We start from the raw sequence: 13,655 nt of genomic DNA, 5'->3' as shown, positions 1-13,655 counted from the left end.
AAAAAAAAAAAAAATATTTTATAATTTATCTAATTTTTTTTAAAGTTATATAAGATCTTTTGGGGGCCGACCCCCCCCGCCCCCCCCGCCCCCCCCACGCCCGCAGGCGTTTGTCGCCGAGGGGGCACTGTGGCCCGCGGGCGGCATGGGTGCTGAGACAGTGTCAGTACCGGAAGTTGCTCGGGAGGTTGGCCTCGCTGCGCAGCACCTCGCCGTCGGGGGATCCGACCGCCTGCGCTGCCTGCGGCGTGAGCACAATCGGCCACTGGGTCTCCACCATGACCATCATTCCCTCGGACTTCTCCGGTACGAGGTCGGCCTGGGTGGCGGCCTCCCAGACGGGTTCTCCCATCCCGTGCGCGGTCATCATGTTGGTCAGTGTGCTGATGCCCTGCCGGTAGCCGCCCGGATTCGGCGCCTCCTCGATCACGCCGACCCACTCGGTGCTCACGTTGCGGTGGTACCACGGGGGCCGGAAGGTGTTCTCGGCAACCGACCACACGGAAGGCACGATGAGGAAGTCAATGTTGGGCAGGCCCGGTGTGCTGGTCACCGACGTGAGCGCCGTCAGCAGCGAAGGATCCGGGTGGTCGTAGCTGACCGTGCCCAGGGCCTGGAAGTCATAGAGGTTGTAGACGAAGGGGACGCTGTTTCCGTGCCACGCCACGACGTCCAGCGGAGAGTGGTCGTAGGTGGCGCTCCAGAGATTTCCGGCGACCTTGTGGATCACCTCGAACGGCCGCTCATCATTGTCATAGGCGGCGACGGGGGCACGGAAATCGCGGGCGTTCGCCAGTCCCGTGGCGCCGATCAGACCGAGTTCCGGGAGGGCGAACGGCGTGCCGAAGTTTTCGCACACATAGCCGCGGACGAACGACGGGGCCTCTTCCTGACCGGCGGCACCCAGGATCTCGACGCGGAACTTGACGCCACGGGGAATCAGGGCGACCGAGCCGGGCTCCACGCTCAGCAGACCGAGTTCGGTGTGGATGAGCAGGCCGCCCAGCTCGGGCATGATCAGCATTTCGCCGTCGGCATTGCTGAACACGCGGTCCGTCATGGACGTGTCGGCCGTGTAGTAATGGAGCGCCATGCCGTTGCGCAGGGCGGGGTCGCCGTTGCCGCCCACGGTCCACAGCCCCGAGACGAAGTCGGTTCCCGGCGCCGGCGCCGGCCTCGGCGCCCAGAACAGCAGCCTCGGCTCTATGGGAACCTCCGTGAACGGCGGCGTGAGCAGGGTTTTGTGATCGATGCGCGTGAACGGCGGGTGCACGATCGACGGACGGATGCGGTAGAGCCAGGTCCGGCGGGTGATCGGCCGGAGTTCGGTGAACGCCGTGCCGGACAGCAACTCCGTGTACAAGCCGTGCGCAGGGTGCTGAGGGTTGTTGCGTCCCTCCGGCAGCGTCCCCGGCAGCGCCTCACTGCTGTGCTCGTTGCCGAAACCGGTGGAGTAGCTCAGCGATGCCGCCCTCTTGCGGGCCTGTTGCCGCACCCGAGCCTCTCCGGTGATCTCCTCAGGGGTGACTGTCATTTGAAGGTCCTTTCGCGTTGAGCTTTGCCCGATACGTCTCACCGTTCGGGCGCTGTGATGTTCGTGGCACACGCAGTCGTACGGCGCCGGTTGTAGTAGGCGAGCCAGCGGAACAGCTCGAGCCGCGTCTGGGCCTTCGAGGTCCAGCTCCCGCTTCAGGCCCTGGAAGGGGCATTGTCATAGCTCGATCCGACGCGCCCCATGCTGCGGCGGATGCCGTGTCGTCGGCAGGCGTCGGCGAAGGTCCGGCTCACGTATTGGGCGCCGCTGTCCGTGTGGAATACGACGCCGTTGACGTGGCCGCCGCGGACGGCGACTGCCATCTCGATCGCGTCGGTCACCAGGGACGTACGCATGTGATCAGCAATCGACCAGCCGATCACGCGGCGTGAGCAGATGTCAGGGTGTCCACTCCCAAGGATCAGCCTCAACATCCGGTGCCTCCCGTAACTGCGGCACTACCCGCCACCGTGCTCACCGGTAGGCAACCCGCGTCAAGTTACGCGGGGGCATCGGTCCTCAGCTCCCGGACAGTCACGGTCCCGAACGCTTCATACGGTCTACTCGGTCCGGATCCATCTCGCTTGCCTGTGGTCTCACGGCGCCTGCGCCGGCCGCTTACCGGCCTGCTCGTGCAGGAAGGTTATCTCCATGGACACCAGGTACTGCTCGACCTCCTTCGCCATCGTCTGGGTGTGAGACTGGTTCACGTGGGTCTGGAAGGCGGCTTCGTCAGGGTAGAACTCGTAGATGACACGCTGGAGGGGCTCGTTGTCGGGGATGTGGTTGACATAGACCAAGGCGCCCGGCTCCTTGTGGACGCCTTCCAGCGTGCGAGCCACAAGGGCGTCGAAGTGCCGAGCGGCGTCGGCGTCGCGGATGGTGCAGCGCACGATGAGCGCGTATCCACTTTTTGTCATAGATCCTCCTGAAGTGCCGTAATACGGAAGAGTGATGGTGCTGGCCGCTGCCTGTGTGAAAGGCCGCTTTGGGCGCATCGACTTTTGCGGCCAGTGGGGGCGTTCTTCGGGGTCTGCTCTGAGGTGGCGGTCACGACCGCTTCCGCCTAATCGACCCGATGGCGGGCGGACGTCCCGGCCGGAACTGTCCACCAGACCGTCCACCCGCTAGGCCGGGGACCGACTGCAACAACTGGTGCAGGACCCCGGCCGATCAATGTCTCGGTGATCCCGGGGGTGGTCTGCGCGGTGACCTCCACTGTGGCCGTCGACGTCCGGGGCCAGCGCCCGGCGACCGGGCAGGTCGCTCGCGTGACAACTGGTGGTGGGCGCTTACTGTTGCACCGATCCCCTCACGACGTTCCATTCGCGCACATGGAAGGTTGCCTGGCCGGAGCGGATGAGCGGGCTGTCCTGATAGATGTCTCGCGCCTGCTCGAGGGAGTCACAGCGTAGGACGGCCATACCGCCACGGCCGTCGACGAACGGGCCCGCGAGCACGAGGGTGCCCGCGTCGTACAGCTCGTCCAGGAGGACTCCCTGCGCTGCACCCACTTTCTGGTCCGGCGGTCCGCCCGGGAACTCAAGCGTTACGACGAATTGCTTCACAAGATCCTCCACATTGCTGGTCGACCGAGATAACAGTTCTCTTGGTCCATGCCCGACCGGTGTGGTGGCGGGGCGCCGCCACCACACCGGCCAGATGATTTGCTCAGCGGTTCTCCGCCGCGGGGAAGCGCGGAGCGAGCCATTCGACGAGGGTCTGCAGGGCCTTCTCCCGCTCCGGGAGGGGGAGGCCGAAGTGGTCGGCTTCGATGAAGTGCATCGTCTTGTCCTCGGCCGGGCTGGCGTGGAATTGTGTCTGGTTGTCGTCGGGGAAGGCGAGGTTGTCCCCGGTGAAGTTGATCACGAGCAGTGGTTCGTGTACTGACTCCACCGTCTTGAGCAGGTTGGCCCGTGTCGACAGTCCTGACCAGGTGCTCAGCCACGCGCGCGGTGTGATCAGCCGGCCGAACCCGTTGGGCGCGTAGTTCGTCTCGTCCGGTCGGGGCCCGAGAATCGAGGCGGGCTTGCGGGTGGACTTCCAGGCGTGCAGGCTCACGTCCAGGAACGCCGGGTCGGCCTCGGTCCGGTGGACGACCATGTACTGGCCGACCAGTGCGCGGCGGGTGATGTAGTTGCGCTCCTCCAGCGGCAGGTCGGCGAACCCCGGCTCCTGCGTCCGCTGCCGGTGGCGCTGCTGGTCGGCGATCAGCCCGCGGGCCCGGGCGTCGAGTCGGGCCACGCGGGCCCGCTGCGCCGCGCGGTAGCGCTCCAGGAATTCCTCGGAGTAGGTGCTGGGCTCCGGGGGTTCGCGGAACCCGTTCGCCGGGTTGTACATGTCCAGGTCCGGATCCACCGCCAGCGGATCGTCTTCGTCGATCACGGAAGGGTCGATGCCGGTCAGCATGAACGCTCCCTGGCCGGGGTGCGCTGCGAGCAGGACGAACCCATCCGCGCCGGGCATCTCCACCGCGTTCAGATCCAGCGGCTCCCCGGCCGCGGTGTCCGTCAGCCGCCCCGGCGGTGCCGTGCTCGCCTGCTGCTGGTAGAACGCCAGAAGCGATCCGCCGCCGCTGTTGCCCAGCAGCACGATCTTCTCGAAGCCGCGCTCGTTCTTCAGATGGCTCAGCCCGACCGCGAGATCGAGCAACACCCGCTCGTGCTCGCAGTCGACGTCGTTGTTCAGGCTCCGGGGCTGGTGGACATAGAAGGCATACCCGGCCTCCAGGACCGCCGGAGCGGCGTAGTGCCGACTCATGTCGCCCCGGGGATGCGACACCACCACGACCGTCCGCTCGCCGCCCCGGGCGTAGAGGATTCCGCGTGAGGCCACACCGTCAAAGGCGTTGACCGGGATGACCGTCGTTTCGGTCCCTGTCGGCAGCGCATCGAAATCGATGATGCCGACGCCCACAGTGCTGATCTTCTTCTGCTGCTCAGTCATTGTCCGGTACCTCGAATGCGTCGTTGTCTGTGATCGTTACTGGGTCGAGACCCACCCGGAGTATCTGCTCCTCGCGCTTCTTGGCCTGCGCCTCCGGCGTGGGGGTCAGCGATTGCGCCGTGTCCACGAAAATGAACTCGAAGTCCGCACGGTCGCCCGGCTTGATGTTCTTGCGAAGCTCCTCCTCGACCGAGGTGGGAAGGCCGTGGTGCAGCCCCCGCGGCGTGAGCGAAACGCTGGCTGGGGCTATGGGCAGACCGAGAGCTGTCCCGCTGTGCGTGAACATGAACTCGTCGTAGTCCATGTTGCGGTGGTATGGCGGGAATTGCTCCGCGTCCGGAGCCGCCTCGAGCGGACGGGGGAGGAGATTGCCCACGACGACAGTCGACGTGGCGAAAATACTGTGTGCGCTCGGCATGAGATGGATGCGGTCGCTGGTGATCGGTCGAAAGTCCCGGATGTTGATCTTGAATGGGAACAGGTCGCCCTTCCACCCCTCGGCGTCGATCGGGTCGAAGTCGTAGAACGCCGAGGTGTACTCACCATGCAGCTTGATCCGTACGGGCCACTCGCCGTCCTCGGTACGGCCGTCGCCCAGCTCGTCCAGGGCCGGGGAGGGTACATACAACAGGGCCGGGTCGAACGGAGCGCGGCGACCCAGCGGGCCGATGTCGGCGAAGCCGAGCTCCTCGGTCGTCTCGACGATCAGGAAGTAGTTCACCGGACCAGTGGGGCGGATCCGGTATGTCACGCCCTTCGGCATGACGACGTAATCACCGGGCTCGTAGGGGATCGGGCCGAACTCGGTGTAGAAGGTGCCCGTGCCCTCGTGCACGAAGTACAGCTCGTCCCCGTCGGCGTTGCGCGCCGAATAGGTCATGTTGGCGCTGCGCCGGCTCACCCAGATGGAGACATCGGGATTGTGGAACAGCCGCAGCGGGCCGCCATTGGCGTGCGTCAGGTCGGAGGGCTCCAGCAGCCGCCCGTCGATGTCGAGGTGGTTCCCGCTTCCCTCGGCGCGCTTCCAGGCGGTCGGTTCGTTGCGTCGGTACAGGTGTGCGTCTCGGCCCTCGAAGCCATGCCGCGTGAGCATGTCCTCATGCAGGTCACCCAACTCGTGCCGTGCCACGCCTGCCTGCCGCAGCACCGTGCCCCGGCTGTGGTGAATCCACGATCGCATCGGCTTGATGTCCATAGGACTGTCTCCTTCGACTGTGTCCGACCGTTGGGCATGACGATGGACGCGACGTGCCCCGTGGTGGAACGCCGCAGGGATACGGGTACTCGCAGGGAGACGCTGCCGCTGCGCCGGCGCCGTTGGGTATTGCCGAGCCATGCGAACCGCACGACCTTCGTGCGTGAGCGCCGTGAGGTGACGCGCGTGACGTTCCGGCCGGGCCTGCGTGGGTCCGTGGGCAGGCAGGCCAACCTCAGCGAAACCGATGGACGTCCACCCGGTGCCGCGCCTGCGAGAAGGAGCCTCGCCCTGCGAGTACGCCTATTCCTGGGGCGTTCCACCACAGGTACGCGGCGTGCATCGTCATAGTGAGCGGTCGAAGCAGAGCGCAAGGAGACAGTCCGGTGTGATCGGGCGGGCCGGGCGGGATCCACAATCTCGGGTGCCGGCGAAATCAACGGATGCCCTATTCACAACCTCTCGTCCGCGCGCGAGTCGCCGGTGGTCTTGCCGGCGACTCACGCGCGGTCCGATGAGCGGCGTCACCTGTGCGTCGCAGTACAGACCACCAGTGCCGAGCCACATGTACAACGAGAGGCGACTATCGATGAGTTCATACCGTGTGGGACTGTTGGTGCCGAGTTCCAACACAACGATGGAGACCGAGGTTCCCGAGGTGTTGCGCCGGGTGGCGGCCACAACCGGCGACCGGTTCACGTTCCACTCCAGCCGGATGCGGATGAAGACGGTGAGTGAAAGCGAGCTCGCCGCGATGAACGCGGACGCCGATCGCGCGACGGTCGAGCTGGCCGATGCGTCCGTGGATGTGATGGCCTACGCATGTCTGGTCGCCATCATGGCTCAGGGCCCTGGAGCCCACCGTGACATCGAAAAGCGGCTCACCAAGACGTCGGCGGAGGCGGGTGCAGCCGTGGACGTCGTGTCGAGCGCAGGGGCTCTCGTTGCCGGGCTGCACCACATCGGTGCCCGCAAGGTCTCCCTCGTGACCCCGTACCTCAAACCTCTCACCGCACGCGTAGTCGAGTACATCGAGGGAGAAGGCATCGAGGTCCAGGATGCGATCAGTTTGGAGGTGGACGACAACCTCGCCGTCGGGCGCCTCGACCAGGGACAGCTGCCGGACATTGCGCGTCGGCTCGACACGCGCGGGGCCGACGCGGTGGTGCTGAGTGCGTGCGTGCAGATGCCCTCACTGGAGGCCATTCCCGCCGCCGAAGCCGCCGTCGACCTGCCAGTCATCACTGCTGCGACCGCCACGTCCTGGCAGGTGCTGTCCGCGCTCGGGGCCTACGCCCCGGTCCCAGGGTCTGGCGCACTGTTCAAGGGCTGAGCCCGGGCGGATTTCCGAGGAAGCCTGACAGCAGCCATGGCCTGAGAACCGCGTCGGCGAACGAATGATCCTGTGCGGCGGCACGTGGGGGCGAGCCCGTCCCGCCCCCACCTCGCGAGCGCGCAGGTGTGACTCGCATGCCTGGACCGCATTCCGTACTCATCATTTCCTGAAGAAGGAGTCGGCCGTGACGGCTGAATCTGCCGGGGAGCTTCGCGATGGCGCTCCGAGACGTCTCGGTGCCCCTGAGCGCTCGCTCAAGACCGATCCCCAGCTGCATCCAGGTGCCGCAGCGGCGCTGGCGCCGTTCGGGCTCGACCAGTTGGCGTCGGCGCCACCGGTGAGTTTCCGTTCCGCACGTGCGGAGCTTCTGCAATTCGCCGTCGCTGCCGAATCCGGCTCCGAGCCGATGTTCCACACGATGAACGCCGGCCTACCTGAGGTCGAGGGCGTCACAACCGAGACGCACACCGTCACGGCAGCGGATGGCCATCAGATCCAGCTGTACGTGACCCGTCCGGAGACCGTGGAGGGCCCGCTGCCGTGCCTTTACCACATACACGGCGGCGGCATGGTCATCACGGGGGCCACGAGCGCCGGCTACACCCGCTGGCGGCAAGAACTTGCCGCTACCGGCCTGATCGTCATTGGTGTCGAGTTCCGCAATGGCGCGGGCAAGCTCGGGCCGCATCCGTACCCGGCCGGGCTCGAGGACTGTGCAGCCGGCTTGCAGTGGGCCGCTACGCATGCCGCCGAGCTGGGGGTGTCGAACATCGTGGTATCGGGCGAGTCAGGTGGCGCGAACCTCGCTCTCGCGCTGACCATCAAGGCCAAACGGGAGGGCTTCCTCTCCACGATCTCCGGGGTGTATGCCCAATGCCCCTACATCTACGGTAAGTGGGCCCATGACGGCGAGGAGCTGCCATCGCTGGCCGACTACGACGGGTACGTCCTCGAGCGCGACATGATGCAGGCACTCGCCGAGATCTACGACCCGGGTTCGGAGAACCTCGACGAGGCGACCTGCTGGCCCTCCCGGGCCACGACCGCCGACCTGGAAGGGCTCCCGCCGCACGTGATCTCGGTCAACGAGGTCGACCCGGTGCGGGACGAGGGACTCGACTACTACCGCAAGCTGCTCGCGGCGGGCGTCCGGGCGGTGGGCTGGATGAACATGGGACTGCCCCACGTCGGAGAGACCCTCTTCCGTGTGGCGCTGCCCGATGTCTACGCCGCAAACGTCCGCAGCATCAGCAGCTTCGCTTATTCCCTGCGGCGCCCGGCGCCACGAATGTGAGGAATCCGCCGTTGTTCCAGTCGGCGATGCCAACGACAGCGGCTGTGATGAGTGGTGCGATCCGGTTCCCGGCGTGGAAGCCGGCTTCCTCACCGATGCGCCGACGCAGAGAGCCGGCGGGCAAGGGACTGCGCGCTGGCGCTGACCTGCTCAGGGTTGGCGAAGCGGCTGCACTGTGGCCTGCTCGCGGTATGCCGTCGGCCGGGAGTGCTACCGCGACGGGGCGATGTCGAGGGATGCGGAGAGAAGTGCATTGATGGCGGGCGTGGTGTCTTCGTCGGGCAGCCACAGCTGGAGCCAGTGGTCGGCCTCTCCGACGCGGAGAACCTCGACAGCGACGTGCAGGGCTCCGGCATCGGGGTGGAAGAGACGTTTGACGCTTGACTGCTGGTATGCGATCGGGTGGGCAGCCCATCGGCGCGCGAACTCGGGAACCGTGCCCAGTTCGTCGACCAGGGCACGGAACTCGTGGTCGTCGCCCCAGTCCGGTTGGGCGGAGCGCAGCCAGCCGACGAGCTCGTCCGCGGCAGCTGCCCAATCGTTGTCGGCGAATACCCGGCGCCCCCGGGGGTTCAGAAAGTGATTGCGGAGCAAGTTGGGAGGGTCCTCATCCAGCACTCCCAGCGGCCTGACCACGGTTTCCCACGCCTTGTTCCATGCCACAACGTTGCAGATCGGCCCGAGCAGGAACGCCGGGGTGGGATCAAGATGATCCAGCAGTACACGCACCGTCGGGCGTGGCTCATCGCTGACCGGGCGGGGAGCCGGCCAGAGCTCGGCGCTGTGCCGTTTCATGGCCAGCATCGCAAGGTGCCGTTTGTCGTCATCGGAGAGCCGCAGCGCCTGGGCAAGAGCGGCGAGCACCGTGACGGAGGGATTGAGGTTCCGGCCCTGCTCCAGCCGTTCCAGGTATTCCACACTCAAGCCGGCGAGCATGGCGAGCTCCACTCGCCGAAGCCCGGGGGTTCGCCGCCGGCCAGAGGAAGACAACCCCACTAGTTCAGGTTTCAAGTGTTCCCGGCGTGATCGCAGGAATGCCGCCAGCTCGCTCTTATTGGTCATCCCTCCATGATGCTTCCCGGTCCGCGCCGTATCCTCCCCCTCTGGTTACCATGATCGAGTCAGCCGGTCGCCGTCGGCGACCTCCCCGGTGTGGGCGGCCCTTATGCAGTCGATGCCGCTTCAGATGGCGACACTGTGCGGACGCGCTCGCCGTCTGCAGCGGCCCGGAGGGCTGGCCTGTGTCATGCCGCGAGCCGTACGTGCGGCAGGCAGGGGTGAGGTGTGGACTCGTCTACACCTCCGTCCGATCACTTACCGCACGTGGTCGTGACTGATTGGCTGGTTGAGCCCAGCATCCTGTCATCGCAACACGCGGCAGCCGCCTGGTCGGAGGCGGGCATGGTGAAGCCCGGCCAACACCGCGCTGAGCAGGGCGGAGTCGGCCGGGCCGGGTCTACTACCAACAAAGGCAGGAGGCGTACCCCGGGGTCGTCGTCCAGGCCCACGCCGACTTCGCCGATCTCCAGAACGCCGACGAGATCCCCCGCCCTCGCCGAGTCCGCATCCGACGGCCGGGCAATCCGCTCACGCCGGAGGAAGCCGACCTCCGGCAGCGTCTCCAGGACCAGGTCCTCCACCCCACGGAGACCGAGTAGCCAGCAAGATCAATCCCTAGCGCCAACCGCTGTTCCAGTCCCGGGGCCGGGCGTGGCGCGTCTACGCTCGGTCGCATGGATACTGCCGCCGACCCGCCCGAGCCCGAGGAGGCGCGGCCGTGGCGGTCCTCGGACGGGCCGCCGCCGAAGGTGTCGACGTGGCTGGTCGGGGACCGGCCCGCGCTTAAGGTGTTCTCGCACGGGGCGTGGCGATACGCGCCGGTCCTGGCGCGTCAGGACTACGCGGACGGCCGGGTGGTCTAGCAGGTGGAGGTGGACCTGCGCGGGACACGTCGGTGACCGCGCGGCTGTACCAGTGGCCGCAGCCGGGCCTGCGCCGGGTGCACGGCACGCGCGGTGCGCAGTCGGGGACCGGGGCGGGCCGGGGCAGCGGTCCTCCGGGCGGTGTCCGTGGAGGTCCCGGAGCGCCGGATCACGGAGTTAACCGGGCTGTCCCGTACGACGATTCGGCGCTGGAAGGCGGCAGACCAGTGACGTACACGGAGTTGGCCGCGCTGTCCCGTACGACGATTCGGCGTTGAAAGGCGGCAAACCAGTGACATACACCGCGTACACGGACAGCAAGGGCCGCACCACTGAGGACCGGATCGCAATGGTGAAGCGCCCGGGGGAGCCGATCACCGCCCAGCAGCGTACGGCCGCCCGGCTCCTGCTGGAGGACCTGCTGTTCGCCGCCGGACGCCACGGGGTCACCCTGGATGACTTCGACGGGGTTGTGGATCTCCCCGGAGGGTGCCTGGACGTGATCCTGAGCAAGACCCGCCGCCCTTGACCAACCCAGCGCCCAACCAACGCTGAGGCCCGCCGGCACCTGTCCCGCTCGGAAATACGATTCTGGGTCTGGCCTGCAGCTTCTCCACGCAGGGCGGCGGCCTGCACAGCGCCTGGGACGATCTGTCGATGCCCCTGTCGATCCTCACCACGCTGGTCCACAATCTGATCAGGGTGCCCGCTGCCGTGCTGCGCAGCCGCGTGGCCAAGGATGCGGAAGTCTTGGCGTTACGGCACGAGAACGCGGTGCTGCGCCGCCAGATCGCCCGGGTCCGCTATGAGCCGGCCGACCGGATCTGGCTCGCCGTCCTTTCCCGGCTGGTCCCGCAGGAACGCTGGCGCCACGTATTCGCCCTCACGCCGACCACGCTTTTCGAGCGGCACAGGCCCGGCCCGACGGATTGGCGGGCGGGACGTCGGTGGGCTGGGCGCCCCGATCGGCCGGCGGATTGCGTCTGGCGGTCGGCTGCAACGGCCGCCCACTGACATGCGGACGTCTCACGACGTGGTGGGCCATAGCCGGTCGCCGGAGTGCACCTCCAACTTGTCGATGGTGTGGAAGGTCCACCGGCACCGCTGCATGCGTCCTCCTGCGGGACGGGAGGGTGGGGCCACTCCCAGCAACTTCTATAATAGTGTGTTGTATCTGAGTGTGAACCCGCCTCTGACGCGTACATAGATGCAGGTCAGGTTGGGTGTGGGTAGCACGGGGCGCGTGGAGCGCCATCTCCGCCCGATGCGGCTGATTACTCTGCTCGACCGGATCCGGCACGGCCTTGAGGATTTCAGGGGACGACGCTTGGGTCGGTGTCATCGGTGCGCCTGCCACTGTGGGGGCCTTTCGAGAGTGCGCCTGCTCGACCGCTTCACTCCAACGGACGCCTTCTACGCGTGGCGCGGAATCGTTGGCCCGTACGGTGGGACGGCCATCCCGCCGGACCGCCCATCGTGCTTTGTCGAGGGAGACCGCTCATGAGGATTCTTCGTAAAGCCTCCGCCGCCCTTGCCGTCACAGCAGTGCTCGCGCTGCCGGCCACCTCGGCATTCGCGGATGACGGCTCCCGCACGGTGAAGGTGGAGGGGCAGTTCGTGCCGTCTTCGCCGTTCCATCCGTCGCAGCCGCTGACGTACGACGCGAAGACGGTGCCCGTGGGCGCTCGCATTTCCGTCGTCGAGCAGGTGGGCGGTCCCGTCGGCGGCGCGGCCACCAGTGTTCGGCTCCAGGTGAGCGGGCTGCTCCCGAACCGCGTGTATGGAGCGCATGTGCACACCAAGCCGTGTGGCCGCACCCCGGATGCCTCGGGTCCGCACTACCAGGACGTCAAGGACCCCAACCAGCCTTCTACCGACCCTGCCTACGCGAACTCCGAGAACGAGGTGTGGCTGGACTTCAGGACCGACGCCCAGGGCCGTGCCACCGTCGAATCCTGGCATGACTGGGGCTTCCGGCCGGGCGAGGCCCGGTCCGTGATCATCCACGAGCACGGGACGGCGACGAAGCCCGGCGAGGCAGGAATGGCTGGGGCGCGGCTCGCCTGTCTTACTGTGCCGTTCGCCGGCACGACCGACGAGGCAGGCACCGGCAACTAAGGCCGGCCGGCCATGGGGGCGTCGGTGGCCGATAGCTGGTGCCCGGCCGCATTGTCGTCAGTCGCCGACGCTCCGCGTGGGCTCCTCATGAGCGGCCATACCGGGCGCGATCTTGCGGCTCCGTCGGGAGATAGAGCAATCACAAGCGCCTCCGGCGCGCCCCACGGGATTTACCACGCCCCGGCGCGCACCGAGCGTGCGGTGAGGTGCTGACCTGCGGCTTCAGTCCCGGTCCGCCTGGGCGAAGGCGGCCAGCATGGGGATCACGGAGCTGGGACGGCCGGTCGCCTCCACCTGTACCCGGCCGCCAAAGGGGCCGACGATCGCGCACACGTCCTCCACCTCGACGTGGCGGGCTCCCCGGACGGCCTGGACTCGCGCCGCCAGACAACCCGCGTACGGCGCTGTTCCTTGGAGACGCGTGCGCCGGGCAGTTGGCCGGCCAGGGTGTCGGCGACGGCGCCGCGCCCCTGGGCCTCCGCCTGCTGCTTCGCGGTGAGTTCGGCGACCTGCCGCGCGGCCTGGGCCTGCAGCGGATACAGCCGCCGCGTGATCTCGCGGGCCACATGGTCGGCGCTGCCGGCCGTCACCCCGATCGACGGTGCCCGCACGTGGGTTTCGTCCGGTAGCGCGGCGTACACCTTCAGCCGGTCGGGGCGGCGCGCGTCGGGCTGGCACAGGCGCAGGGCGCGGCCGTCGCCGTCGACGACCAGCCGCGCGAGACCGCGCGCGTACGGGGGCAGCGGATCGGTCCGGCAGTGTGCGTGCCCAGCCTGCGCGCCACCTCGTCGGCGAACGCGTCGAACTGCTCCTGGGTGGCCAACTCCGGTGGCATCGTGGCGCCTTCACTCCTTGGGATGGCCGGGACAAGTGCCCGGTGCGGGGCGGTATGGCGGCGCTGCCGCGGCCTCCTGGCAGCGCTCGGCGTCACGGCGGGCGTCTTCGGCGGTGTAGCCGGTGTCGCACGACGGCTTGCACAGCCGGCCTTAAGGCGCGCCACACGTCTCACAGCGCTCGTCGAAGTCCTTTGGGCGCCACGGCTGCAGCGGGCCGGTCATGCAGGGAACACCTCGTCGCTGTCATTGGTGAGCTGGGGGAGAACCGGCGTGGGGTTGGGAGCTGTTCGGTTTCGGATGTGTAGGAGTGTGTGTGAGTGTGCACGAGCATGTACTTGTTCGTAGTGTTGCAGCGCGCACGGCGCATGGCGGGCACTGATGAGTTCCTAACGGACGTCAAGCAGATCGTGGTGATCTCGGGGGTTGGTTCGTAGGGTGGTTGTCGACGGGCCGGTTGCCGGAGCGCTTCGCGAC

14 protein-coding genes and 1 pseudogene are annotated in these 13,655 nt (G+C 67.3%); 6 read left to right on the top strand and 9 right to left on the bottom strand.

Translation table 11 applies throughout. The features are described from left to right. Positions 1-163 precede the first annotated feature (163 nt). From ACWDA7_RS43070 to ACWDA7_RS43045, 6 genes and pseudogenes are all read right to left on the bottom strand, one after another. Positions 164-1,534: a homogentisate 1,2-dioxygenase gene (locus ACWDA7_RS43070; RefSeq protein ID WP_450612342.1), complete on the bottom strand. Its 1,371-nt coding sequence runs from the start codon at positions 1,532-1,534 to the stop codon at positions 164-166. Positions 1,535-1,572: 38 nt separating this feature from the next. Then, positions 1,573-1,935: pseudogene (locus ACWDA7_RS43065) on the bottom strand (DDE-type integrase/transposase/recombinase); the annotation flags it as partial. Positions 1,936-2,130: 195 nt separating this feature from the next. Beyond that, positions 2,131-2,454, bottom strand: coding sequence for a putative quinol monooxygenase (locus ACWDA7_RS43060; protein ID WP_450612340.1), 324 nt, complete (start codon positions 2,452-2,454; stop codon positions 2,131-2,133). Positions 2,455-2,826: 372 nt separating this feature from the next. After that, a complete protein-coding gene (locus tag ACWDA7_RS43055; protein ID WP_450612338.1) occupies positions 2,827-3,048 on the bottom strand; it encodes a YciI family protein in 222 nt (73 codons plus the stop codon). A 157-nt stretch (positions 3,049-3,205) separates the two neighbouring features. Beyond that, complete coding sequence (locus ACWDA7_RS43050) at positions 3,206-4,480, bottom strand: hypothetical protein (RefSeq protein WP_450612336.1); 1,275 nt, start codon at positions 4,478-4,480, stop codon at positions 3,206-3,208. Beyond that, positions 4,473-5,675 carry a homogentisate 1,2-dioxygenase gene (locus tag ACWDA7_RS43045; protein WP_450612334.1) on the bottom strand — a complete coding sequence of 401 codons (1,203 nt, stop codon included), beginning with the start codon at positions 5,673-5,675 and terminating at the stop codon, positions 4,473-4,475. Before ACWDA7_RS43045 ends, ACWDA7_RS43050 begins: the two co-directional genes overlap by 8 nt. Positions 5,676-6,264: 589 nt before the next feature. Between ACWDA7_RS43045 and ACWDA7_RS43040 the strand changes: the two genes are divergently transcribed. Together ACWDA7_RS43040 and ACWDA7_RS43035 are read left to right on the top strand one after the other, a co-directional pair. Next, the gene (locus ACWDA7_RS43040) at positions 6,265-7,008 is read left to right on the top strand and encodes a maleate cis-trans isomerase family protein (protein WP_450612332.1); all 744 of its coding nucleotides are present in this window, start codon (positions 6,265-6,267) and stop codon (positions 7,006-7,008) included. Positions 7,009-7,195: 187 nt separating this feature from the next. After that, on the top strand, positions 7,196-8,305 hold the full coding sequence (locus ACWDA7_RS43035; RefSeq protein WP_450612330.1) for an alpha/beta hydrolase fold domain-containing protein: 1,110 nt from the start codon (positions 7,196-7,198) through the stop codon (positions 8,303-8,305). A 210-nt stretch (positions 8,306-8,515) separates the two neighbouring features. Here the strand turns inward: ACWDA7_RS43035 and ACWDA7_RS43030 are convergent, their stop codons facing one another. Then, positions 8,516-9,367, bottom strand: coding sequence for a helix-turn-helix domain-containing protein (locus tag ACWDA7_RS43030; RefSeq protein ID WP_450612328.1), 852 nt, complete (start codon positions 9,365-9,367; stop codon positions 8,516-8,518). Positions 9,368-10,038: 671 nt separating this feature from the next. Between ACWDA7_RS43030 and ACWDA7_RS43025 the strand changes: the two genes are divergently transcribed. The 4 genes from ACWDA7_RS43025 to ACWDA7_RS43010 all read left to right on the top strand — a co-directional run bounded on the left by ACWDA7_RS43025 (position 10,039) and on the right by ACWDA7_RS43010 (position 12,345). After that, a complete protein-coding gene (locus tag ACWDA7_RS43025; RefSeq protein ID WP_450612326.1) occupies positions 10,039-10,227 on the top strand; it encodes a hypothetical protein in 189 nt (62 codons plus the stop codon). Positions 10,228-10,519: 292 nt separating this feature from the next. After that, positions 10,520-10,756 carry a hypothetical protein gene (locus tag ACWDA7_RS43020; RefSeq protein WP_450612324.1) on the top strand — a complete coding sequence of 79 codons (237 nt, stop codon included), beginning with the start codon at positions 10,520-10,522 and terminating at the stop codon, positions 10,754-10,756. A 128-nt stretch (positions 10,757-10,884) separates the two neighbouring features. Beyond that, positions 10,885-11,241, top strand: a complete 357-nt coding sequence (locus ACWDA7_RS43015; protein ID WP_450612322.1) for a hypothetical protein — start codon at positions 10,885-10,887, stop codon at positions 11,239-11,241. A gap of 486 nt (positions 11,242-11,727) precedes the next feature. Further along, on the top strand, positions 11,728-12,345 hold the full coding sequence (locus ACWDA7_RS43010) for a superoxide dismutase family protein (protein ID WP_450612320.1): 618 nt from the start codon (positions 11,728-11,730) through the stop codon (positions 12,343-12,345). Positions 12,346-12,608: 263 nt separating this feature from the next. On the opposite strand, the gene ACWDA7_RS43005 is transcribed toward ACWDA7_RS43010, so the two are convergent. Together ACWDA7_RS43005 and ACWDA7_RS43000 are read right to left on the bottom strand one after the other, a co-directional pair. After that, complete coding sequence (locus ACWDA7_RS43005; RefSeq protein ID WP_450612318.1) at positions 12,609-12,956, bottom strand: hypothetical protein; 348 nt, start codon at positions 12,954-12,956, stop codon at positions 12,609-12,611. A gap of 32 nt (positions 12,957-12,988) precedes the next feature. Beyond that, positions 12,989-13,180 (bottom strand): hypothetical protein, encoded by a 192-nt coding sequence (locus tag ACWDA7_RS43000; RefSeq protein ID WP_450612316.1) that lies wholly within the window; start codon positions 13,178-13,180, stop codon positions 12,989-12,991. Positions 13,181-13,655: the final 475 nt, after the last annotated feature.

This window comes from Streptomyces sp. NPDC001156, from assembly GCF_053598275.1.
The sequence above is the reverse complement of the archived record's forward strand: the minus strand, read 5'-3'. Positions and strand labels throughout refer to the sequence as shown.